Raw genomic sequence first — 22,520 nt, forward strand, 5'->3', positions numbered from 1 at the left:
TGTAAATATAATACTAGTAGATTAGATATACTTACTATTGTAAAAACAAAATATATTTATATTCAGCACAAATATCCTGGAGTTGGCCGAGATGTTTGGATATCGAATCAGAGAGCCTGAATGTTATTTTATTACTGAACGTTTGATCATACGGTTAGCTTGTGAAACCGATGCTAATCGTCTGGTTAATTACTATTGCCGGAACGAAAATTTTTTAAAGCCTTGGGAACCCATTCGGGATAGTAGTTATTATCAGCTTTCAGCCTGGAGTAAACGTTTGCATATTATGGCAGAAATGCATCGTAGAAAAAGTGCTTTTCATTTCCTGTTGTTAGATAAATGTGAGACTGAAGTTATCGGAGTGATTAATTTTAGCAATGTTATCCGAGGGGCTTTTCAGGCTTGTTATCTTGGTTATTCAATGTGTGAAATATGGCAAGGAAAGGGGTTAATGTATGAAGCATTAATACCCACAATTCATTTTATGCAATATCAGCAGCAGATGCATAGAATTATGGCAAATTATATGCCACATAACCATCGTAGTGGTAATTTACTGAAAAGGATAGGTTTCAAACCAGAGGGATATGCGAAAGCTTATTTACAAATTAATGGTGAATGGCGCGATCATATTTTAATGTCTCTGATTACCAAAAGTAACCAAGAATAATTTTGCAAAATAAAACCAGCATAATAATGACTGATTTTTATCTGCAGTTTAGTAAAAATAGTTATTCTAATTCATGGTCATGCTTACAGGTCGCTGATACACTTTATCAATCTATTATGGTCATCATTAATAAAGATATTGCATGAATCTACTAAAATCGTTAGCAGCGATAAGCTCTATGACTATGTTTTCCCGAATATTAGGCTTTATTCGTGATGCGATTATTGCCCGTTTTTTTGGTGCTGGTATGGCGACAGACGCTTTTTTTGTTGCTTTTAGATTGCCGAATCTTTTGCGCCGAATTTTTGCCGAAGGCGCATTTTCCCAAGCATTTGTTCCTATCTTAGCAGAATATAAAAATCAGCAGGGTGATGAAGCCACTCGCACATTTATTGCTTATGTTTCTGGTTTATTGACCTTGATTTTGGCCATCGTTATATTGGCAGGGATATTAGCGGCTCCTTGGATTATTTATATAACCGCACCCGGTTTTACTGATACACCGGATAAATTCGATTTAACCGTTCGTTTATTGAGAATCACTTTTCCCTATATTTTGTTAATCTCTTTAGTCTCGTTGGGGGGAGCTATTTTAAATACTTGGAACCGTTTTTCTGTTCCTGCTTTTGCCCCTACCTTACTTAATATCAGTATGATTATGTCAGTACTGTTGTTAGCTCCCTATTGTGAACCACCTATTATCGCGTTAGCGTGGGGGGTTTTTGCTGGTGGTATTTTACAATTGCTGTATCAATTACCTTATTTAAAAAAAATAGGTATGTTAGTGTTACCGCGTATCTCTTTGCGTAATAGCGGTGTGTGGCGAGTAATGAAGTTAATGGGGCCGGCGATTATCGGTGTTTCAGTAAGCCAAATTTCGTTAATTATTAATACTATTTTTGCTTCATTTTTACAATCAGGTTCTGTGTCGTGGATGTATTATGCAGACCGATTAATGGAACTTCCTACCGGGGTTTTAGGGGTGGCCCTAGGTACTATTTTATTACCTTCTTTGGCGAAAAGTTTCTCCACTGGTGATCACCAAGAATATCAGCGTTTAATGGACTGGGGATTACGGCTTTGCTTTTTATTAGCACTACCTTGCGCTATTGCATTGGCTATTTTAGCTCAGCCATTAACGGTGTCCCTTTTTCAGTATGGCAATTTTACCGGCTACGATGCGGTAATGACTCAGCGGGCCTTAATTGCCTACTGTGTCGGTTTAATGGGGTTAATTATCGTTAAAGTATTAGCGCCTGGGTTCTATTCGAGACAAGATATTAAAACACCGGTCAAAATCGCGATTATTACCTTAATCTTGACACAATTAATGAACCTTGCTTTTATTGGCCCGCTTAAACATGCTGGATTAGCCTTATCAATCGGCTTAGCGGCATGCTTTAATGCTTTGATGCTTTATTGGCAATTACGCCGCCAGGCAATTTTTATCCCACTAGCTGGCTGGGGGAAATTCTTGGTCAAATTAGTGGCCGCTTTAATGGTTATGGTCGCAGTATTATTACTGGTATTAAATTTTATGCCGGCGTGGGAGCAGGGAAATATGTTGATGCGGATTATGCGGTTATTATTGGTGGTTTTCGCCGGTGCAATAAGTTATTTTGCGGCATTATTTGTTTTTGGTTTTCGTTTGCGAGACTTTTCACAGCGGGCTATTTAGTTCACTAAGCGACAAATAGATTTGATTAAGTGATTATATAGAGTAAAAAAGCGTTAACGCGCTTTTTTATTACCCATCGAAACCGATAAGCTTACTGACTATATAATCTGAAAATAGCATTGGGAATAGATAGATTTGGTGCGTCCGAGTGGACTTGAACCACCGACCCCCACCATGTCAAGGTGGTGCTCTAACCAACTGAGCTACGGACGCACTAGAAAGATATCGCTAACAATTGGTGCGTCCGAGTGGACTCGAACCACCGACCCCCACCATGTCAAGGTGGTGCTCTAACCAGCTGAGCTACGGACGCAATAAGAATTGCTATGGCGACAATGTGGAAACGAATATTAACGGGCAGTTTCCATTCTGGCAAGGGAAAAATACAATTTCACGTCTAACTGCTCGTATTTAATGCTATTTAGCATAAAAGAACAATTTTCATTGTTTATACCTTGTGCCCGTTTGACTAAATAGTTATCGAGTTGAATGCTTTAACACAAACTCGTCTGATTGGCGTTGAAGCCATAATATGCGAGAAAGTATCATGATAGCGGATGCCGTTAAGCCAATAATAAAACCAATCCAGAAACCCTTAGGCCCCAGGTGTGGCACAATAAAGTCAGTTAAACCAAGTAGATAACCTGTTGGCAAACCGAGCAACCAGTAAGAAATGAAAGTGATAAAGAAAATCGAACGGGTATCTTTATAGCCGCGTAATATACCGGCACCAATTACCTGAATGGCATCGGAAATCTGATAGATTGCAGCGAATAACATTAATTGTGACGCCAAAAGGACCACTTCTGGATTGCGATTATACATTAATGCGATCTGTTCCCTGAGTGACACTGTCACAAGTGCGGTGCAGCAAGCTACCGTTAAACCGACCATAATACTAGCATAGGCGGATGTTTTTGCGTTTTTAGTTGAAGCGCCGCCTAAATTATAACCAACACGAATCGTTGCAGCCATACCAAGAGAAATAGGAAACATAAACATTAATGAACTAAAATTTAAAGCCACTTGATGTCCTGCAACAGCAATAATGCCTAATGGCGCGACCAATAAGGCTACAATAGCAAAAAGCGTCACTTCAAAGAAATAAGCTAGACCAATAGGTAAACCTAGCGCGAACAGACGTTTTAATAAAGAGAAGTCGGGTAAGGCAAATTGTTTGTTAGCGCGGATGTCGCGTTGTGTAGGAGTATGGCGGATATACCAGCGCATAAAAAAGAACATTGCCCAATATACTGAGGCAGTGGCTACACCACAACCGACACCACCCAGTGCCGGTGCACCAAAATGACCATAGATAAAAATATAGTTGATCGGTATGTTGATAAATAAACCAAGGAAACCTATAAACATACCCGGTTTTGTTTTAGATAATCCATCGCACTGACTACGTAAAACTTGATAAAAAAGATAGCCTGGTGCTCCCCACATAATGGCATGTAAAAACCGCACCGCTTTATTTGCCAGTTCGTGATCAATATTAGGCATATTATTTATAATATGATGGGCGTTATAAATAACACCAATGACCAAAAGTGATAAAAAGAAAGCTAGCCATAAGCCTTGTTGTATATGATTACCGATAACTTGACGGCGGCCTGAACCATTTAATTGCGCTACCACGGGGGTTAAAGCCATTAATAAACCGTGGCCAAACAAAATAGCAGGTAACCAAATAGACGTTCCTACCGCAACAGCAGACATATCAGTTTCACTAACTTTGCCTGCCATTACTGTATCGACAAAACCCATTGCGGTTTGTGAGAATTGAGCAAGAATAATCGGAATACCCAATGCTAATAGGCTTTGTGCCTCTTTAAAATATTTATTCACCCACCATACCTTATAAAAAATGAAGAGAAGCCGGAAAAGGAATTGATCCGTTAAAAATCTACTTATTGTATCGATTTGGTAAAGTTATCGCCATAAATAGATAGAAAGCTACCATATTTTATGTTTCTAGAGTGCTTATCTAGCATAACTGACGTAGAATGATGACTAATCTTTTATTAAAGTTGGGAACTCAAGATATGTTTACAGGCATTGTGAAAGGAAAAGGAACATTAATTGCGGTTGAAGATAGCGTTAATTTTCGTACTTATACTATCCAATTCCCTAGTGAATTACTCGCTGGTTTAGAAACAGGCGCCTCTGTGGCTAATAATGGCTGCTGTTTAACTGTTACCCATATCAATGGGGATAAGGTGAGTTTTGATTTAATGAAGGAGACTTTGCGACTAACAAACTTAGGCAGTTTAAAACTAGGCGATATGATTAATTTAGAAAGATCAGCAAAATATGGTGATGAAATTGGTGGCCATGTTATGTCGGGTCATATTATTACTACCGCCGAAGTTGCTAAGATTTTCAAAGCTGAAAATAATCTGCAAATTTGGTTTTATGTGCATGATAAACAATTAATGAAATATATTCTGCATAAGGGATTTATTGGTGTTGATGGAATCAGCTTAACAGTCGGGGATGTGGTTAATAATCGTTTTTGCGTCCATCTGATCCCAGAAACCATTGCGCGTACCACGCTGGCAGACAAGCGTCTTGGTGAAAAAGTTAATATAGAAATTGATGCTCATACCCAAGCGGTAGTTGATACTGTTGAACGGGTGATGGCACAAAAAATATAATCGTGAGCTGTATTAAGCCTGTCGCCGCGCCATTTTAATTAGGTTAAGTAATTGTTAAAAGAAGAGGCAGGATCTGATAAACAGTAGGTAACGGTTTCTTCTTATTCAAACAAGGTTAATGCCGAAAGGGCTTTTTTGTCTCTAATTTACTTATTTGTTGTTAAGTGTAGCTCGGCAAATAAGCTCTTCACTACACGAAAAATCGTCTTACTAAAAATGTGTTGCCAGTATTAAGTTTGATAATTGTTTTTTCTCTCCTCCTCCTTGCATAGGTTATTGGATCACTTAAAAACATCTTTGTGGATAAAATATAACTGCGCTATAGCATGCAATCGCCAACTTATTGTTCTCTGAATTTTATTTGCATAATCAATTGATAATAAAAGTAAATTCCTTCATTCAGTAAGTTCATGTGAATAAGTCAATAGAATTTATCACTGAGATAGAAAAATATAAAGCTGACAATGACAATTGTAGAGTAAATAGAAAACAGGAATCCAAAAGGCAACTTGAAGGCATTCAAGACTGGATACCGCAGTGATGAGGTTTTCTTACAATTTTGATTTCTGATGTTAACAAATCTAATCTATTCAAGTTATTAGAGGTCACAATGGAGATAAAAATTGCACATGATTTAGTCAATTTTTTAGAGTTTTTGGGTGTTGACTTAGCATTTGGGGTATCTGGTGGCTTTATCGTACCGATATGGCAAGAACTTTCTAGCTCAAAAAAAATAAATGTTATACATTGCCGCACCGAGGTGGGTAGTGTGTTTTGCGCGTCAGAATATAGTCTTTGTCATAATAAAATAGCGATATCTTTTGCGACGGCAGGCCCAGGAATAAGTAATGCATTGACAGGGTTAAAAACGGCAAAGCTTGATGGAGCCAGAGTAATATTTATCTCAGCTATCACGACAGAATATCACGATGGGCTATGGGGGATGCAGGAAACAACGGTGAGAAACGTCAATGCGCTTGTACAGCATGATGGGCAAGGATATTTGGATAAAGTATTTGTTGTTAAGAATGAGGATGAATATTTACAAGCTAGAAATGTTATTCAGAAACTCGCTTTATTAAATAATCATTTTGTTATCGGTGTTTTTTTAACGACTAAGATACAAATATTAACCATAAAAAAACAACTGTTGCCTAACTTGCTGTCAACGATCACCGAAAACTGATCCACTTTTTATCTAAATCCGATCAATCAAAATTGATCCACTGTTTTACTCAGTTATTGCTCCTGAGCGCCGCTTATCTTTCAATCGGTAGCTTTCACCGCTTAATTGCAGTACATGCGAATGATGAAGTAAACGATCAAGCATAGCGGCAGTTAATGTTGCGTCATCAGCAAAAGCACTTGGCCATTGCCCAAATGATAGGTTACTCGTCAATATGACACTGCCATGCTCATAACGCTTGGCAATCACATTGAAAAACAGGTTTGCTTCTTCTCGCCCAAACGGCAGGTATCCAATCTCATCGATAATCAACAACTTCGGGGCCATCACCGAACGTGATAGATATTGTTTGAGCTTATTTTGTCGTTTGGCAGTTGAGAGTTGCAACATCAGTTCAGCTGCCGTAAAGCGGGTTTCTTCTTGGCCTGTACTGCTTTTAATCCTAACCCAATAGCTAAATGCGTTTTGCCTACACCGCTTGGGCCAAGCAACACGACATTTTCATTACGTTCAATAAACGTTAATGCGCTTAATTCCTGTATGTGTTGTTTGGGATCCCTGTTGCAAACTTAAAATCGAACGTATTAAGTTCTTTATGTGCTGGGAATCCTGCCATCCGACTCAAAAGATTACGAGTTCGTTCATCTCGTTGTTGTTGCTCACATTTTAACAGGGACAGTAAAAACTCTCCGTAGCTTTTGTCTTGGGCAATGCATTTTTCGGCAAGTGATGACCAATGAGTCGGAATAGAATTTAATTTCAATGACTCACACAGGTGTTCAATTTGTTCATGCAATAACATGTTCACCTCCCAGTAATGCTTCGTATACGCTGATTGAGTGTTGCAAACTGACAGATTCAAGGGGCGGTACGATAGGGATATTAAGCGTATTAGTCTGTGGGATAGATTGGCAAACCCTTGCTGGTAAGGGTAGAAGAGACTTAACTTCCTTAGCTAATCTATCTGCTGGCTCTCTAACGTTGTTCCATGAATTCGCTGATGGGCAACGCGTTGTAACCATGGACCCACTTTTGCATTAGCTATTTCAATATCCAGTTCAAGATTATGAGCACGAAGGTCGGTGTTTAATGGCACGATAAAGCTGTTTTAAATAGTGGTTAAAGCGCTCTACTTTCCCTTTCGTTTTGCCCTGTAGGGCTTGCAAGCCTTCAATTTAAACCCGTAATCTTTCGACATTTGAAGCATTTCGACATGTAATTTATGATCACCTTCTGCATAAGCATCCCGTTCGATGATGAGGGATTTTGCGTTATCACACAATACTTCCTGTGGTACACCACCAAAGTAGTCGAAAGCTTCTCTTAAACCTTGCTGCCACGATTCTGCTCGTTCATTATCAAAGAACTTTACATAACTCGCACGCGAATAGCCTAGCGTTGCAACAAACGCTTTCAGCGATTTTTTACCTCGCCGGATGCTGGTGAAGTCGATTTGCATTTGTTGACCTGGCTGTGTTTCAAAACGGACGACTACTTCGGGAACGTAGCACGCTACGCGTGAGCGGCGCAGCGGTGCTGCTTCGGGGATGTTAATGAGTTAAGTACTGTTTTATACTCTGCAGTAGGTTAATTTTTTTCAGGGATTCATCTCGATGGCTCGCAATAAATCTCCCAGAAAGCGTAAACCGGTTAAATCAGGCAGGCTGCCCGTCACTTCACGTGCCACAGCGCCTGTTTATCCGAAACGTTTTATGCTCTCTCTCCCACCCGAAAATGATGATGACAGACCGCCTGAATTTTTTATGACACCCTAAAGAAGCCATACGCCACTGCCTCCGACTCGGCCCCAATTTTTCTCGACACGCAGTATTACCCGCCGCTAGTCACGATTATCAGGGTTTTAAACAACGCCAAGACCAAGCCGATGACGCTGGATACGACTACACTGAGGGGAATAACTGAAAGTCTGCCTGCCGATGAATTCATCACCTATACGGAGCTAGGAATAATCCCTGTTTCCTTTGAACCCTGGGATAAACACACCGATAACTGGGCTGACGAATCTGGCAATTTCTGTTTCTTTGGCAAGATGCCCATAAGGTAATTGAGTCAGATGTATATCCCTCGTCCTGCTAAACTACTTTTCACCATTGATGACGGTTGGAATAAATTCCTCGAAAAATACGGCGATAGCGTTAGTTCGTGGACGAGTTTATCTGTGGAGCGCATGCTTGCCTGCGGCACTTGTGCCATGGGTGTCCGGCGCTATTGTTGCGCTTCGTCTGATTGTTCTCACAGCCGTTTTTTCTGCCAAAGCTGTAAGTCAAAAGCCTGCAGTTCATGTGGCTTTAAAGCCACCGAGCAGTGGTTAGCACAGCAGGTTCATATTTTACCCGACTGCGACTGGCAACACATTACTTTCACCATGCCACATCTCCTTTGGCCTTTTTTTAACAATAACTGGCCGCTACTTAATGCTCTGTTTCGGGCAGCCACTCGAGCTATGCTGCAGTTGGCTCGCAAACAGGGTATCGAAATTGGTATTTTCTGTGCCTTGCATACTTATGGCCGGCAACTCAATCAACATCCGCATGTTCATGTTTCCGTCACTCGAGGGGGTTTGGATAGTAAACATAGTGTATGGCGAAAGCTGTTTTTCAAAAAAAAGGATGTCGAAGAAATCTGGCGAGGGGCTGTTATCCGACTACTGCGTCACAGTTATGATTTAATTAACCCTGGCCTTCTTCCCGGTCTTGGCCATATCCGTGACAAAAAACATTGGCGGCGTTACTTGAGGGCGCAGTACGGACGTTATTGGAAAGTGCACTTTGCTAAAAAAACGAAAGGGGCATGGCATAGTGTTAAGTACCTCGGTCGCTACCTTAAACGCCCACCGGTATCTGCGTCAAACTGCGGCATTACCGAGGGTGCCGTTGTTCATCACTACCATGACCACCGAACTGGCCAGCATCGGCAGCAGACTCTGCCGCAGGAAGAGATGATTAGACGCTATATAAGCCATATTCCGGCCAGGCATTTTAAAATGGTGCGTTACTCTGGTTTTTTGTCGAATCGTAAACGGGGAAAACTATTGCCGAAAGTGTATAAGGCACTTGAGATGACGGCACGTAAAAAACCGGAGAACCCAGGTTTTTCTGTGCTGATGAAAGGATTTCTGCGTACCGATCCGTACAAATGTATTCTGTGTGGCGACAGGCTGCTTTTCACCGGGGCGCAAATGGGTAAAAAAGCAACGGAATTGTTGTCAGAAAGACTGCATAACCTGGAGAAAAAGCGATGGTTACGCAGCTAAACGCAGGATTAATGTGTCTAAAATAAGGAAATCAGGTTAGAAATTACACTCTCTGAGGAAATGTTAACTGGCACTAAACACAATAAATCGATCCCCATCTCCTTTTTGCAATAAGGGATGGCTTTTGCTACTCACTTTAAAAGCGATTCAATTTCCTAACCATGAACAATGCTTGGTTTAAATTGACAAACAAATCGGCGTAATTGAGCAATACCACCTTGATAGCCGTTTTCAACTACCTCATCAAATAAGACTGTTGCAGGGATCCAATCAGGTTTAGCCAGTTCAATTCGCTGAAGCAAATAAGGTTTAAAGGGGGATAATTTAGTCGGTTGTTGACTTCTTTTAGCATAAGTTGGCATTGTCTGTTGTTGTAAATGATGTTTTACGGTGTTACGGGATATACCCAACTCACTGGCAATTTTTCGAAGGCTTTGTCCTTGTGCAAAGCGAACATGAATATCCACAAATATCTCCTTGGTTAACATAAATTATCCGTACAAAAATGTGCGAATAATACCAAGTGGATCAGTTTTAGATGATCGTTAGTGGATCAGTTTTGCATGATCGGTGACAACTTGCCAGCCAGAACTAATCTGACTGACAAAGTTTCTTCTGCTAATGTCTTTATGCTTGCAAAACTTTTGTTAGCAAAAAAATCTTTATTCTGGCTTGGCTTTGGCGCCAGGCATGCAGGTAGAAATATTCAAAAAATTATCGAACTGACTAATTCGGCTGTTATAGCAACGCCTAGAGGTAAAGGTATCATTTCCGAATTCAGCAAGGCTTCCATTGGCACCACTGGGATAGGCGCTTTTACAAAAAGAATAGAGGAGATAATTAATGATAGTTCATGGTTAGGAAATTGAATCGCTTTTAAAGTGAGTAGCAAAAGCCATCCCTTATTGCAAAAAGGAGATGGGGATCGATTTATTGTGTTTAGTGCCAGTTAACATTTCCTCAGAGAGTGTAATTTCTAACCTGATTTCCTTATTTTAGACACATTAATCCTGCGTTTAGCTGCGTAACCATCGCTTTTTCTCCAGGTTATGCAGTCTTTCTGACAACAATTCCGTTGCTTTTTTACCCATTTGCGCCCCGGTGAAAAGCAGCCTGTCGCCACACAGAATACATTTGTACGGATCGGTACGCAGAAATCCTTTCATCAGCACAGAAAAACCTGGGTTCTCCGGTTTTACGTGCCGTCATCTCGCGCCTTATACACTTTCGGCAATAGTTTTCCCCGTTTACGATTCGACAAAACCAGAGTAACGCACCATTTTAAAATGCCTGGCCGGAATATGGCTTATATAGCGTCTAATCATCTCTTCCTGCGGCAGAGTCTGCTGCCGATGCTGGCCAGTTCGGTGGTCATGGTAGTGATGAACAACGGCACCCCCTCGGTAATGCCGCAGTTTTGACGCAGATACCGGTGGGCGTTTAAGGTAGCGACCGAGGTACTTAACACTATGCCATGCCCCTTTCGTTTTTTTAGCAAAGTGCACTTTCCAATAACGTCCGTACTGCGCCCTCAAGTAACGCCGCCAATGTTTTTTGTCACGGATATGGCCAAGACCGGGAAGAAGGCCAGGGTTAATTAAATCATAACTGTGACGCAGTAGTCGGATAACAGCCCCTCGCCAGATTTCTTCGACATCCTTTTTTTTGAAAACAGCTTCGCCATACACTATGTTTACTATCCAAACCCCTCGAGTGACGGAAACATGAACATGCGGATGTTGATTGAGTTGCCGGCCATAAGTATGCAAGGCACAGAAAATACCAATTTCGATACCCTGTTTGCGAGCCAACTGCAGCATAGCTCGAGTGGCTGCCCGAAACAGAGCATTAAGTAGCGGCCAGTTATTGTTAAAAAAAGGCCAAGGAGATGTGGCATGGTGAAAGTAATGTGTTGCCAGTCGCAGTCGGGTAAAATATGAACCTGCTGTGCTAACCACTGCTCGGTGGCTTTAAAGCCACATGAACTGCGGCTTTGACTTACAGCTTTGGCAGAAAAACGGCTGTGAGAACAATCAGACGAAGCGCAACAATAGCGCCGGACACCCATGGCACAAGTGCCGCAGGCAAGCATGCGCTCCACAGATAAACTCGTCCACGAACTAACGCTATCGCCGTATTTTTCGAGGAATTTATTCCAACCGTCATCAATGGTGAAAAGTAGTTTAGCAGGACGAGGGATATACATCTGACTCAATTACCTTATGGGCATCTTGCCAAAGAAACAGAAATTGCCAGATTCGTCAGCCCAGTTGATCGGTGTGTTTATCCCAGGGTTCAAAGGAAACAGGGATTATTCCTAGCTCCGTATAGGTGATGAATTCATCGGCAGGCAGACTTTCAGTTATTCCCCTCAGTGTAGTCGTATCCAGCGTCATCGGCTTGGTCTTGGCGTTGTTTAAAACCCTGATAATCGTGACTAGCGGCGGGTAATACTGCGTCGAGAAAAATTGGGGCCGAGTCGGAGGCAGTGGCGTATGGCTTCTTTAGGTGTCATAAAAAAATTCAGGCGGTCTGTCATCATCATTTTCGGGTGGGAGAGAGAGCATAAAACGTTTCGGATAAACAGGCGCTGTGGCACGTGAAGTGACGGGCAGCCTGCCTGATTTAACCGGTTTACGCTTTCTGGGAGATTTATTGCGAGCCATCGAGATGAATCCCTGAAAAAAATTAACCTACTGCAGAGTATAAAACAGTACTCAACTCATTAACATCCCCGAAGCAGCACCGCTGCGCCGCTCACGCGTAGCGTGCTACGTTCTCGCCATGTGGTGGTAATTATAGGAACTCGCCTCGGCGAACTCAGCGCATTTTATTTACAAAAAAAATTTAACAATACAGATTTATTTTATATTGGTATGGAGCCAGATAAAGTAAGAAATAATCTTCCTGCCAATGCTATTATTTTTAACAGTGATATTCAATGCTTTAGCGAAGCGTTGCTTAATGCACTGTTGAAACAACTGATTCATAAACCGGCTGTGCCATGCCCAGCATTGATGGTTGAATTTGCTGATTATGTTATTAAAAATAATAATGGTTCTGCTGAAACCATCCATCCAGTAGATGTTATGAATATCATTCAGAAAGTCGCCATTAATCAGAATAACTGCTACATAGCTGCCGAAGCTGGAAATTCATTTTTTTGGGCTAGTCATCACCTGAAATTTTCTCAACCAGTCCGCTATCGGGTAGGAACTGCATTTTCGACTATGGGGCATTATGTCTGTGGATTAGTAGGTATTGCCGCAGGCAACAAAGAGTGTGCGGTTGGAATTATTGGTGATGGTGCCATGTTAATGGTAAATGAAGTTAGTACCGCAGTGCACTACCGCTTTCCGGCCATTTGGTTGGTGATGAATGACAGCAGCTATAATATGTGCCGTCAGGGGCTGGCAATGTTAAATAGCGAACCCCTCGATTGCGATATACCAGATACAGATTTTGCCTTGTTTGGACGAGCTTTAGGGGCTGATGGTTATCAGGTTAATAATTCTCAGCAATTACAGGAGGTTATGGTTGAGGCAATCAAAAATAGAAATCCAGCCGTAATTGATGTCAAAATTGATAAAAATGTATTTCCACCGCTTAATGATAGGATTGAAACAATTAAGGGGCTTATAAATGATTAATCATGTTTCGTTAATTTCCTGTGCAGCTAGTTTGCCGGATCGCCAGCTAAATATATTGAGAAAAAATGATAAAAAAACAATATTTTCAATAAATGATGATCATTTACCTGAAAGACGTAGCTTATGGCGACTGGATAAAAAGGAATCTATTACCAGATTAATGGTAAATTGCTTATCTAAAGCTTTATATCAGGTGAATATGAATGTCAATCAGCTTGATTGTATTATTATTAGTCTGGTTTGGCCAAAGAACATCCTGTATGAAGAAGTCATTGATTTTGTTCAGCAGCTAAATATTACCTGTCCGGTTATTCCTGTTAGTTTGGGAACGGCTGGTGGAATGACTGCACTTGAGTTAGGTTGGAATCAGTTTTCTAATCCAGCCTGTAAGCGGGTAGCTGTACTCGCTGCTTGTAATTATGTTCACTGGTTTGCTGCTGAAAATCCAATCAATTCTTTACTAAGCGATGGTGCTGCCTGTGCCATACTGAGTTACGATTCGGGTATTTCTCTTGTTTATAGTAAGACGATTCAGACCTATGATTATGAGCGGTTGATATTTATTAATAATTATGTGCAAGAAACAATTGGGTTGGGCAGTTCGATAATTTCTAAACTGCCTACCACTATTTTTAATAGCTGTTATCAATTGTGTCGCGATGCAGGTAAAGATATTAATGATATTCGATATTTCCACATTTATGACCCAATATATTGGGTTAGTGAAGTCAGTGCAAAAATTCTTCAGGTGAGCCAAGATAGAATTTTAACAATATTTAATAAGTATGGCAGCTTGGGGCCAGCGCAAAATTTTTTTGCACTTATCGAATTAAATGCTTGTTCATGGTTAGGAATCTCAATCAATACAGTAAGGCATTAATGGAGGTGTTTTGAACTCAATATTTCTATTAAATTCTGACAGTTTTCTCGTTGATTAACCATGAGAACAGTAATTCGGTTAAATTATCATCTAAAAGCCTAATAATAGGCACACTGCTCCTAGGCTGCGGTTTGTAACCATCGTTTTTGACCATTTTATCCCGCCTTTCTGACAGTAAAGTGACGGCGTGTATTCCTTTTTCCGCACTCATAAACCGCAATCGGTTTCCACATAAAATACATTGGTACGGGTCAGTATTTAAAAAACCTTTGATAAGGGCCCCAAACCCAGGTTTTTCAGGCACATTAGGAGATATCATGTCTAACGCCTCATACACCTTCGGTAATAAGCACCCGCGTTTGCGATTGGCTAAAACCGTAATAACGGATCATCTTAAAATGTCGCGCAGGGATATGACTGACATAACGCCGTATCATTTCTTCTTGGGATAAGGTCTGTCGTCTGTATTGTTGGCTGTGGTGGTCATAGTAATGATGAACCACGGTGCCGCCGCTGTAGTGTTTCAATTGAGAAGCGGAGATAGGGGGACGTTTAAGATAACGGCCCAGATATTTCACATTATGCCAGGCCCCGCGTGTCTTTTTGGCAAAATGTACTTTCCAATAACGTTGAAACTGGGCATTGAGGTAACGGCACCAGGTCTGATAATTGCGAATGTGCCCGAAGCCAGGCAATTTATTGGGTTGTAACTGAAAATAGTTATCCCTAAGGAGTCGAATGACCGCACTGCGCCAGACCTTTCAACGTCTTTCTTTTAAAGAAAATCGGTTTCCAGGTGTCATATTGAGTGAGTCCCCACGCGTGACGGATAAATAAATATGCGGATGTTGATTGAGTTGGCGACCGTAAGTATGCAGCGCACAAAAAATGCCAATTCGAGGCCTTGGCGCTTGGCGTGTTTGAGTATGGCGCGGGTTGCACAGCGAAAGAGTTGGTTGAGCAAGCACCAGTTATTGTTAAAAAAAAGGCCAAAGCAGGTGAGGCATAGTGAGGGTAATATGTTGCCATTCGCAATCCGGCAAAATATGGCGCTGCTGGGCAATCCACTGTTCGGTGCCTTTGAGGCCACACGCACTGCAGGCTTTGGATTTACAGGTTTGACAAAAGAAGCGTGAATGAGAGCATTCAGGTGAAGAACAGCAATAACGGCGAACGCCCATAGCGCAGGTGCTGCAGGCGAGCATCTTTTCGACAGAGAGTAGTTGCCATTCATCCACGTGATTATTTTCGATGAAAAGGTTCCATCCGTCATCGTATTGAAATAGCAGTTTTGCAGGTCTGGGGATGTACATAGAGCAGAGTATAAAAGACGAGAAGGGAATTGCCTAGAAATAGAGCGCCTTTGCCGCGATGCTCACGCCAAAGGCGTGCTTATGTTCAGATATTTTTTCAGATGATTTGTTTATTCTTTTCGGATTTGGGCCTTTTGCCACATCAACCTCTTTCCTGCTAAGTTGGAAAAAAATTCCTACCGTCATTGATTTCATATCAATTTAAAGAATGGCTTGTTTTTTAAATTAATGTGGATGGTAATTTTGCTTTTTAAGTCATGAGATCTGATCGAAATGAGAAAGTTAAATATTCTCATTTCACCAATAAATAAAATTTTACATAATACATATGCGAAGACGGCTACTGAAAAAATGAGCGCTTAATATGCTCGTTAGTCAAAGTCAGCAATCTCACCCGCGTTTGTTGAAAGATTTATTTTCCTACTCGAAGGCTTCCGTTGTGGTATTGGCTGAATTTTTACTTTTTTGCAGCCAGTAGCCTATTAGCAGTGGAATGATGGTAGCAACCATAATACCGCTAGTTGCCAGCAGCGGGTTAGTAATTAAACTAGATACGGCCAGACTCGCCGCAAAACATAAACCTAGCTGGAGAGTATTTTGTAACGCTGCGGCTTTACCACTGACTTTAGGAAAAACACTTAATGCATTTGATACCACAATAGGATAGCAAGCACCATTCATCGCAGCCATGCAACAGAAAGGTAGTAACAGAGTAAATAAATTAGGTTGTGAAAAAATAGCAAGAATAAAGATAATCAATACACTTAGTGCATAACCGATAAGAATCATTGGCAGCAAGATTTGGTTTTTTATTTTGGCTATGAAATAACGTCCACCATAGCCACCGAACATAAAAGCGATGGTTTGAGGTACGTAACTGATGCCAATATCCTGCGGATTATATCCCATTTCAGTTAAAATAAATGGAGAGCCTGTTAGCCAGGCAAAAAATCCGGCACTACAGGCGGCATAAATTAATACATTACCACTAAATACGGCAGAACGTAGGAAGGTGATAAAAGAGGTGGTGGATTTTATTTTCTGTGTTTTTTCTAAACGTTTTTTTTCCTGTAATAAAAGGGTGGCCAAAAAAAGCAATATTCCGATGATAGCTAAACTAAAAAATATCATTTGCCAGCTATTACTAGTAAGGATCCAGGCACCTAATAGAGGGGCTAATGCGGGCGATAGTGCAACTAAAGGCATAATGGTAGCAAATACCCGTTTAGCATAGTGGCCACTAAAACGATCAATGACCAAAGCCTGCCAAATGACTGCTGTTGAACAAACGCTAATACCTTGAATAAATCGCAAAATAAGTAATTGTGTACCATTAGTGATGCAGAGTGTTGTTAGACAGCTAAAAATAAATAGTGCCAACCCAATTAATAAAACGGGTTTTCTACCAATACGATCGGAAAGCGGCCCCCAACTAAGTTGTGCGAAGGCAAAACCACATAAAAATAGACTAAGACTTGCACTGATGGTATTTGCTGAGGTGTTGAGTTGTTGTTGCATTATACTAAAAGCAGGTAAGTACATATCAATGGCCAAAAAACCGAGCATACTTAAGCCAGCTAGATAAAGCATAAAGCCAAAATTATGTTTATTGGGGTTATTTTTATTCATATTGGTATCAATAAATTAAATAATATCAAATATCGCTTTTTATTGTATAAGAGATGAATTTTTGTTGTGAAGCGTTATTATTTGCATATTGTTATCAAATATTTTGACAGGTAAGAGGCTATGTGGTCAGAGTATTCCCTTGAAGTGATTGATGCCGTTGAAAGAACGGGCAGTTTTAGTGCCGCTGCCGTTGAGTTACATAGAGTTCCCTCTGCAGTAAGTTATACCGTAAAACAACTGGAAGAGTGGCTGGCCGTTCCTTTGTTTGAACGACGTTATCGTGATGTTGTTCTTACTGATGCCGGTAAATTTTTCGTTAAAAATGCGCGCCATATTATCAAAACAATGCGTGAAACACGCCATCAGTGTCAACAGATTGCCAATGGTTGGCATGGACAATTTAGTATTGCTATTGATCGGGTTGTTAAGCCCGAGAGAATATTGCAATTAATATTAGATTTTTATCGTCACTTTTCTGATATTGAACTTTTTATTCAACAGGAAGTTTATAATGGTGTATGGGAGTCGTTGGTCGATGCTCGAGTAGATATTGCGATTGGTGCCACTCGCGCCTCCCCGATTGGTGATAGATATAGTTTTCGTGATATGGGCTTTATGCCCTGGTCATGTGTTGTCAGCATAAATCATCCTTTAGCACAAATGAACGGTCTAATTAGTGATCAACAATTACGTCAGTATCCGAGTTTATGTTTAGAAGATACCTCTCGCTACTTGCCAAAGCGAGAAACTTGGGCATTGGATAACCAAAAACGGCTTATTGTGCCAGATTGGGAAAGTGGTTTAGCTTGTTTAAAAAATGGGTTATGTTTAGGATTTGCGCCTAAACATCGGGTAGAGCAACTTTGCCGCAAAAATGAATTAAAAACTTTACAGATTAAGCAACCCTTACCTGATAGTCCGTGTTGTGTTATTTGGAATGAAGAAAAACGTTCTCCGACCTTGAGTTGGTTACTTGATTATTTAGGTAATAGCGAAACGCTGAATGCCGAGTGGCTAGCTAATTGAAGAAATTTAAATCTAGCGATTATCTGCGGTAGTCAATAAATGGACCATCGACAACCGAACGGCGTTCAATAAGCTCAGGATGTATTTCAATAGTTTGCGCATTTTTGCGTTTATTAAAAATACGATCCAGCAGCATAGTAAAAGCCATTTGACCCAAACGTTCTTTAGGTTGATGAATGGTGGTTAGTGCTGGCGTAAAAAAACGTGCATTGCGAACATTGTCATAGCCAATAATAGAGATATCTTGTGGAACCCGAATGCCTAATTCATTCGCTGCACAGATAGCCCCCATTGCCATAATGTCACCACCACAAAAAATAGCGGTCGGTCTTGGTTGATGATTTAAAATTTGCTTCATCGCGTCGTAGCCGGAAGTTGGCTCGAAATCACCCTCAACAATCCATTTATCCAGTGGCTGGATGTTAGCTTCCTTCATGGCATTGAGAAAGCCTTGCCGCCGGCCACTGCCAGTATTGCGTTTTAATGGTCCAGAGATAATCCCTAAATCACGATGCCCGCGTTCAATCAGATAACGCCCGGCAAGATAACCGCCATAAACCGCATTATCAATGATGACATCGGTAAAATCACCATGAGCTTGCCCCCAATCCATCACAACCATTGGAATATTACGGTATTCCTCTAACATCTGGAGTAGTTGTTTTGGATATTCGGAGCACATTACCAATAAACCATCAACCCTTTTTTGCGCTAACATTTGTAAATAGGCTTGCTGTTTATTGAGGTTGTTATGTGAATTACACAGGATTAATGTATATCCTTGACTATAACAGTTGTTTTCTACTGACTCGATGACTTCTGCAAAATAAGGGGCTTCATTAGAGGTAGCCAGTAAACCAATGGATTTAGTATGGTTAACTTTCAAACTACGAGCAACGGCACTGGGAGAATAATTAAGTGTTTTAATGGCTGCCCAAACACTCGTTTTTGTCTCTTTGGCAACAAAACGGGTGTTATTAATTACATGAGATACGGTGGTAGTTGAAACCCCCGCCAAATTTGCCACATCCTTAATTGTTGCCATGTTAAAAAGACTCCTGCACCATTTCCAAATCCATTACTATTATTTAAAAACGACTATCATTAAACTATAAAAATAACCCACTGATAATTAAATTATCAGTAAACTGTTCATTTTGTCTGATTTGTTATAAAAACAAAAGTGTTAATCAATATTTCCTTGATGATATAATAAAAAATAGTTTTTTTGTTGTATGATGTTATGACATTAAATGATTTTTCATTAGCGAATTTATGAATAAAGCTGTGAGAATAGTGAGGTGAGGTTATGGATACCGATTTTAAGTATGGTTTATGTACTGCGATTGTTGCATTGTTAATGATCGTATCATTTGTTTCTTTTATTTTCTGACCATTATGTTGGCTTAACCGTCTATTTTATCGCTACCACGATAATGATTTTTGGCTTAAGCAGCATAATATAATTAGTAGGCTGCGCTATTGGCAGCCTATAGCCAGTAAAGGATTACATTCTTTCTACCGTTTCAATTCCTAATGTGTCTAGACCAATTTTTAAGGTTTTTTGCGTTAGTAACGCCAGTTTTAATCGGCTTTGTTTTGATGCGTCATTTTCTGCATTCAAAATTGGACAATGTTCATAAAAACTAGAAAATAAACCAGCCAGATCATATAAATAAGAACACATAATATGTGGTAAACCTTCGCGAGCAACAGTGAGTATTGTCTCTTCAAATTGCAATAAACGTATCGCTAGCACTTGCTCATATTCATTGGCCAATATCACCGGCGCGGTTAAGGTTGCCGGATTAATCTTAGCTCGCTTAAAAATTGAGGCCACTCTGGTATAGGCATATTGCATATAAGGCGCGGTATTACCCTCAAAAGCTAACATATTGTCCCAGTCAAAAATATAATCAGTGGTACGATTTTTCGATAGATCGGCATATTTTACTGCACCAATACCAACCGCCTGGATAATCGATTGTAACTCTTTTTCTGGCATAGCTGAATTTTTTTGACGGATAAGATGAGCTGCACGCTCAATCGCTTCATCAAGTAAATCGGCGAGCCGGATAGTTCCGCCGGCGCGAGTTTTAAACGGTTTACCATCCTTACCTAGCATCATACCAAACATGTGATGCTCTAATGACATTGTATCAGGAATATAGCCGGCTTTACGTACAATAGCCCAAGCTTGCATGAGATGTTGGTGTTGTCGTGAATCGGTATAATACAACACGCGATCGGCGTGAAGTATTTCATGACGATATTTTGCGCAGGCAATATCTGTTGTCGTATAGAGATAGCCACCATCTTTTTTCTGGATGATCACCCCCATGGCATCGCCATCTTTATTTTTAAATTCATCCAAATAGACAACCATAGCGCCATCACTTTCAACAGCTAACCCTTTAGCCGTTAAATCAGCGACAATATCAGGCAGCATATTATTATATAAGCTTTCACCCATCACATCGTCTTCAGTCAGCGTGACATTTAAACGCTGATAGGTTTGTTGATTTTGCGCCATGGTAATATCAACCAATTTGTGCCACATTTTACGACAATATTCATCACCAGACTGCAGTTTAACCACGTAATTACGTGCCAATTCAGCAAAATTTTCATCTTCATCATAATGTTTTTTAGCTTCACGATAGAAAGTTTCCAGATCCGCTAAGGCCATATTGGTAGCATTCTCTTGCTGAACTTTTTCCAGATACGCAATTAGCATACCAAACTGGGTGCCCCAATCGCCGATATGGTTAGCACGAATTACTTTATGACCTAAAAACTCTAATGTGCGAGCGACAGCATCGCCAATGATGGTAGAACGTAAATGGCCAACATGCATCTGTTTTGCGACATTGGGGGCCGAATAGTCAATAATAATGGTTTGTGGCGTAACGCTATTAATAGCCAATTTTTCATGTTGTAAGGTAAGTTCAATCTGTTTTGCTATCCATTGCTTATCAAGAAAAATATTAATAAAACCCGGTCCCGCAATTTCAACTTTACTGGCAATATTTTCCAGCTTCAGTAGCGGTAGCATTTTTTCCGCTAACTGACGTGGAGGAATACCGATTTTTTTAGCAGCTGACATGACACCATTAGCTTGGTAATCACCAAATTGGGCTTTTGTTGAAGGGCGGATATGTGCATCACTACCTTTAGGCGCGCCTGCGGCGACTAATGCATTACTAATTTTTTCTGAAAGAAGAGCCTGAATATTCACCTGATTACCTTAATGATGAAGATAGCTGTCGTTTTCGACTTAGTAAGATACAGCTATGAGGGTCGAGATAAAAAATAGCTGGCTTTATACCATAATTAGCTATTCACATGCTACTAATCAACTATTTGATTGATAACTCTATTGTAAAATAATATCAGATAGGATCGCTTTTTATCATCATACTAAATGCTATTTGAGAATTTTTGCATTATCTAACTTTAAAAAATAGCATTGATTGTAAAATTGCAATTTTGATTAGAAATATTAATTTAAAAAATAGGCTATGTTAAGTCTCTTTATTTTGCATATTAAAATTTATCTTCATGAAAAGTTAAAAGTATATTGAAAATTTATTATTAAAAGTTAATGGCCTTTTATAATAAAATATTATCCTTTTTGATTAAAATTAATTACTTGTCGTAATTACAGTTTGAAAAATGGGTATTTTATTTGCAGAATAGTATGCTTATTAATTGATAACTAAAAAATAGAAATAACAATAATTAATCAGAGGTGGCAGTATTATGATAACCCTTGAAATTTGCTGCTATGGGGCTGAATGTGCCCTAATTGCGCAAGAATTTGGCGCAGATCGTATTGAACTTTGTTCCAGTCCAGCTGAAGGCGGATTAACACCGAGTTATGGTTGTTTAAAACAGACTATAGATACAGTAAATATCCCCGTTCATCCAATTGTACGTCCTAGAGGAGGGGATTTTTGTTACAATGATAGCGAGTTTGAAGCTATTAAACATGATATAAGCCTTATCAGACAGTTAGGTTTTCCCGGTGTCGTATATGGCATATTAAATCGAGAAGGACATATTGATATACCCCGCATGCGTATTTTAAAAGCATTATCTGGTGATATGGCTGTTACTTTTCATCGCGCTTTTGATATGTGCATTAGCCCAAAACAAGCTTATGAACAACTGACAGAACTTGGTGTTGCACGTATATTAACCTCAGGTCAGCAACAGAATGCGGAATTAGGTTTACCGTTATTGAAAGAATTAAATGTATTAGCTGGCAAAACCCCCAATGGGCCGATTATCATGGCTGGTGCTGGGGTGAAATTGTCAAATTTACAGAAATTTATTGATGCAGGTTTACCCGAAGTACATACTTCTGCTGGAAAAGTGATGCCGTCGAGCATGAATTACCGCAAAGCAGGAGTTACGATGAGTGCCAATATGGAGATGGATGAATTTACCCATTATTGTGTCGATAGGGATGTGGTGGAAGCAATGAAAAATTTATTAACGATTACCAATTATGACCAATAAGTAAGCTTAGTGTATTGACGGTATTTAATA

The 22,520-nt window shown here is 40.1% G+C and carries 23 protein-coding genes, 2 tRNA genes and 4 pseudogenes; 12 read left to right on the forward strand and 17 right to left on the reverse strand.

Features of this window, described 5'->3' with window-relative positions:
- Positions 1-91: 91 nt before the first annotated feature.
- Positions 92-670, forward strand: coding sequence for a ribosomal protein S5-alanine N-acetyltransferase (gene rimJ / locus ArsFIN_RS08060; RefSeq protein ID WP_026821589.1), 579 nt, complete (start codon positions 92-94; stop codon positions 668-670).
- Between the two features lie 142 nt (positions 671-812).
- On the forward strand, positions 813-2,348 hold the full coding sequence (gene murJ, locus ArsFIN_RS08065) for a murein biosynthesis integral membrane protein MurJ (protein WP_026821588.1): 1,536 nt from the start codon (positions 813-815) through the stop codon (positions 2,346-2,348).
- A gap of 136 nt (positions 2,349-2,484) precedes the next feature.
- Here the strand turns inward: murJ and ArsFIN_RS08070 are convergent.
- The 3 genes from ArsFIN_RS08070 to ArsFIN_RS08080 form a co-directional block, all read right to left on the reverse strand.
- Positions 2,485-2,561 (reverse strand) — tRNA-Val (locus ArsFIN_RS08070).
- A 23-nt stretch (positions 2,562-2,584) separates the two neighbouring features.
- Positions 2,585-2,661: transfer RNA gene (locus ArsFIN_RS08075), tRNA-Val, on the reverse strand.
- A 164-nt stretch (positions 2,662-2,825) separates the two neighbouring features.
- Positions 2,826-4,199, reverse strand: coding sequence for an MATE family efflux transporter (locus ArsFIN_RS08080; RefSeq protein ID WP_026821587.1), 1,374 nt, complete (start codon positions 4,197-4,199; stop codon positions 2,826-2,828).
- Between the two features lie 197 nt (positions 4,200-4,396).
- On the opposite strand from ArsFIN_RS08080, the gene ArsFIN_RS08085 reads away from it, so the two are divergent.
- Entirely contained in the window at positions 4,397-5,008 is a 612-nt protein-coding gene (locus ArsFIN_RS08085; RefSeq protein WP_026821586.1) for a riboflavin synthase, read from the forward strand.
- 610 nt (positions 5,009-5,618) lie between these two features.
- Positions 5,619-6,194, forward strand: coding sequence for a thiamine pyrophosphate-binding protein (locus tag ArsFIN_RS08090; protein ID WP_026821585.1), 576 nt, complete (start codon positions 5,619-5,621; stop codon positions 6,192-6,194).
- A 45-nt stretch (positions 6,195-6,239) separates the two neighbouring features.
- Here ArsFIN_RS08090 and istB read toward each other — a convergent pair.
- Together istB and istA are read right to left on the reverse strand one after the other, a co-directional pair.
- Positions 6,240-6,996 (reverse strand): annotated as a pseudogene (gene istB, locus ArsFIN_RS08095) (IS21-like element helper ATPase IstB).
- Positions 6,983-7,686, reverse strand: a pseudogene (gene istA / locus ArsFIN_RS08100) (IS21 family transposase); the annotation flags it as partial. The pseudogenes istA and istB, both read right to left, overlap by 14 nt.
- A 121-nt stretch (positions 7,687-7,807) precedes the next feature.
- Between istA and ArsFIN_RS26265 the strand changes: the two are divergent.
- The 3 genes from ArsFIN_RS26265 (at position 7,808) to ArsFIN_RS08110 (ending at position 9,468) form a co-directional block, all read left to right on the forward strand.
- The gene (locus ArsFIN_RS26265) at positions 7,808-7,969 is read left to right on the forward strand and encodes a hypothetical protein (protein ID WP_167876672.1); all 162 of its coding nucleotides are present in this window, start codon (positions 7,808-7,810) and stop codon (positions 7,967-7,969) included.
- 110 nt (positions 7,970-8,079) lie between these two features.
- On the forward strand, positions 8,080-8,259 hold the full coding sequence (locus ArsFIN_RS08105) for a hypothetical protein (protein ID WP_135677618.1): 180 nt from the start codon (positions 8,080-8,082) through the stop codon (positions 8,257-8,259).
- A gap of 9 nt (positions 8,260-8,268) precedes the next feature.
- On the forward strand, positions 8,269-9,468 hold the full coding sequence (locus ArsFIN_RS08110; RefSeq protein ID WP_135677619.1) for an IS91 family transposase: 1,200 nt from the start codon (positions 8,269-8,271) through the stop codon (positions 9,466-9,468).
- A gap of 155 nt (positions 9,469-9,623) precedes the next feature.
- Here the strand turns inward: ArsFIN_RS08110 and ArsFIN_RS08115 are convergent, their stop codons facing one another.
- Positions 9,624-9,956, reverse strand: coding sequence for a helix-turn-helix domain-containing protein (locus tag ArsFIN_RS08115; RefSeq protein ID WP_246067385.1), 333 nt, complete (start codon positions 9,954-9,956; stop codon positions 9,624-9,626).
- A 75-nt stretch (positions 9,957-10,031) separates the two neighbouring features.
- On the opposite strand from ArsFIN_RS08115, the gene ArsFIN_RS08120 reads away from it, so the two are divergent.
- Positions 10,032-10,337 (forward strand): hypothetical protein, encoded by a 306-nt coding sequence (locus tag ArsFIN_RS08120; protein ID WP_135677620.1) that lies wholly within the window; start codon positions 10,032-10,034, stop codon positions 10,335-10,337.
- A gap of 147 nt (positions 10,338-10,484) precedes the next feature.
- Here the strand turns inward: ArsFIN_RS08120 and ArsFIN_RS27345 are convergent, their stop codons facing one another.
- From ArsFIN_RS27345 to ArsFIN_RS26270, 5 genes and pseudogenes are all read right to left on the reverse strand, one after another.
- Positions 10,485-10,640, reverse strand: coding sequence for a hypothetical protein (locus ArsFIN_RS27345; RefSeq protein ID WP_246067370.1), 156 nt, complete (start codon positions 10,638-10,640; stop codon positions 10,485-10,487).
- A 75-nt stretch (positions 10,641-10,715) separates the two neighbouring features.
- Positions 10,716-11,288 carry an IS91 family transposase gene (locus ArsFIN_RS27350; protein ID WP_455708620.1) on the reverse strand — a complete coding sequence of 191 codons (573 nt, stop codon included), beginning with the start codon at positions 11,286-11,288 and terminating at the stop codon, positions 10,716-10,718.
- A gap of 134 nt (positions 11,289-11,422) precedes the next feature.
- A pseudogene (locus ArsFIN_RS29135) lies at positions 11,423-11,674 on the reverse strand (transposase zinc-binding domain-containing protein); the annotation flags it as partial.
- A gap of 55 nt (positions 11,675-11,729) precedes the next feature.
- Entirely contained in the window at positions 11,730-11,864 is a 135-nt protein-coding gene (locus ArsFIN_RS28170; protein WP_276489418.1) for a hypothetical protein, read from the reverse strand.
- A gap of 108 nt (positions 11,865-11,972) precedes the next feature.
- The gene (locus ArsFIN_RS26270; protein ID WP_167876673.1) at positions 11,973-12,134 is read right to left on the reverse strand and encodes a hypothetical protein; all 162 of its coding nucleotides are present in this window, start codon (positions 12,132-12,134) and stop codon (positions 11,973-11,975) included.
- A 123-nt stretch (positions 12,135-12,257) separates the two neighbouring features.
- Here ArsFIN_RS26270 and ArsFIN_RS08130 point away from each other — a divergent pair, with 123 nt between their 5' ends.
- Positions 12,258-13,118, forward strand: coding sequence for a thiamine pyrophosphate-dependent enzyme (locus tag ArsFIN_RS08130; RefSeq protein WP_135677621.1), 861 nt, complete (start codon positions 12,258-12,260; stop codon positions 13,116-13,118).
- The gene (locus tag ArsFIN_RS08135; protein WP_026824077.1) at positions 13,111-13,998 is read left to right on the forward strand and encodes a hypothetical protein; all 888 of its coding nucleotides are present in this window, start codon (positions 13,111-13,113) and stop codon (positions 13,996-13,998) included. The genes ArsFIN_RS08130 and ArsFIN_RS08135 overlap by 8 nt, the downstream gene beginning before the upstream one ends.
- Before the next feature lie 28 nt (positions 13,999-14,026).
- Here ArsFIN_RS08135 and ArsFIN_RS27360 read toward each other — a convergent pair whose 3' ends face one another.
- The 4 genes and pseudogenes from ArsFIN_RS27360 to punC form a co-directional block, all read right to left on the reverse strand.
- On the reverse strand, positions 14,027-14,317 hold the full coding sequence (locus tag ArsFIN_RS27360; RefSeq protein ID WP_246067389.1) for a hypothetical protein: 291 nt from the start codon (positions 14,315-14,317) through the stop codon (positions 14,027-14,029).
- Positions 14,318-14,327: 10 nt separating this feature from the next.
- Positions 14,328-14,966, reverse strand: a pseudogene (locus tag ArsFIN_RS28790) (IS91 family transposase).
- A gap of 9 nt (positions 14,967-14,975) precedes the next feature.
- Entirely contained in the window at positions 14,976-15,311 is a 336-nt protein-coding gene (locus ArsFIN_RS27370) for a transposase zinc-binding domain-containing protein (protein ID WP_246067175.1), read from the reverse strand.
- A 420-nt stretch (positions 15,312-15,731) separates the two neighbouring features.
- Complete coding sequence (gene punC, locus ArsFIN_RS08145; protein ID WP_034249887.1) at positions 15,732-16,940, reverse strand: purine nucleoside transporter PunC; 1,209 nt, start codon at positions 16,938-16,940, stop codon at positions 15,732-15,734.
- Positions 16,941-17,060: 120 nt separating this feature from the next.
- On the opposite strand from punC, the gene punR reads away from it, so the two are divergent.
- A complete protein-coding gene (gene punR / locus ArsFIN_RS08150; RefSeq protein WP_026823367.1) occupies positions 17,061-17,966 on the forward strand; it encodes a DNA-binding transcriptional activator PunR in 906 nt (301 codons plus the stop codon).
- Positions 17,967-17,985: 19 nt separating this feature from the next.
- On the opposite strand, the gene purR is transcribed toward punR, so the two are convergent.
- Complete coding sequence (gene purR / locus ArsFIN_RS08155) at positions 17,986-19,011, reverse strand: HTH-type transcriptional repressor PurR (RefSeq protein WP_026823368.1); 1,026 nt, start codon at positions 19,009-19,011, stop codon at positions 17,986-17,988.
- 462 nt (positions 19,012-19,473) lie between these two features.
- On the reverse strand, positions 19,474-21,204 hold the full coding sequence (gene argS / locus ArsFIN_RS08160) for an arginine--tRNA ligase (protein WP_026823369.1): 1,731 nt from the start codon (positions 21,202-21,204) through the stop codon (positions 19,474-19,476).
- A gap of 524 nt (positions 21,205-21,728) precedes the next feature.
- On the opposite strand from argS, the gene cutC reads away from it, so the two are divergent.
- Positions 21,729-22,490: a copper homeostasis protein CutC gene (gene cutC / locus ArsFIN_RS08165; RefSeq protein WP_026823370.1), complete on the forward strand. Its 762-nt coding sequence runs from the start codon at positions 21,729-21,731 to the stop codon at positions 22,488-22,490.
- Positions 22,491-22,520: the final 30 nt, after the last annotated feature.

It is taken from the genome of Arsenophonus nasoniae, assembly GCF_004768525.1.
Lineage (GTDB): Bacteria > Pseudomonadota > Gammaproteobacteria > Enterobacterales > Enterobacteriaceae > Arsenophonus > Arsenophonus nasoniae.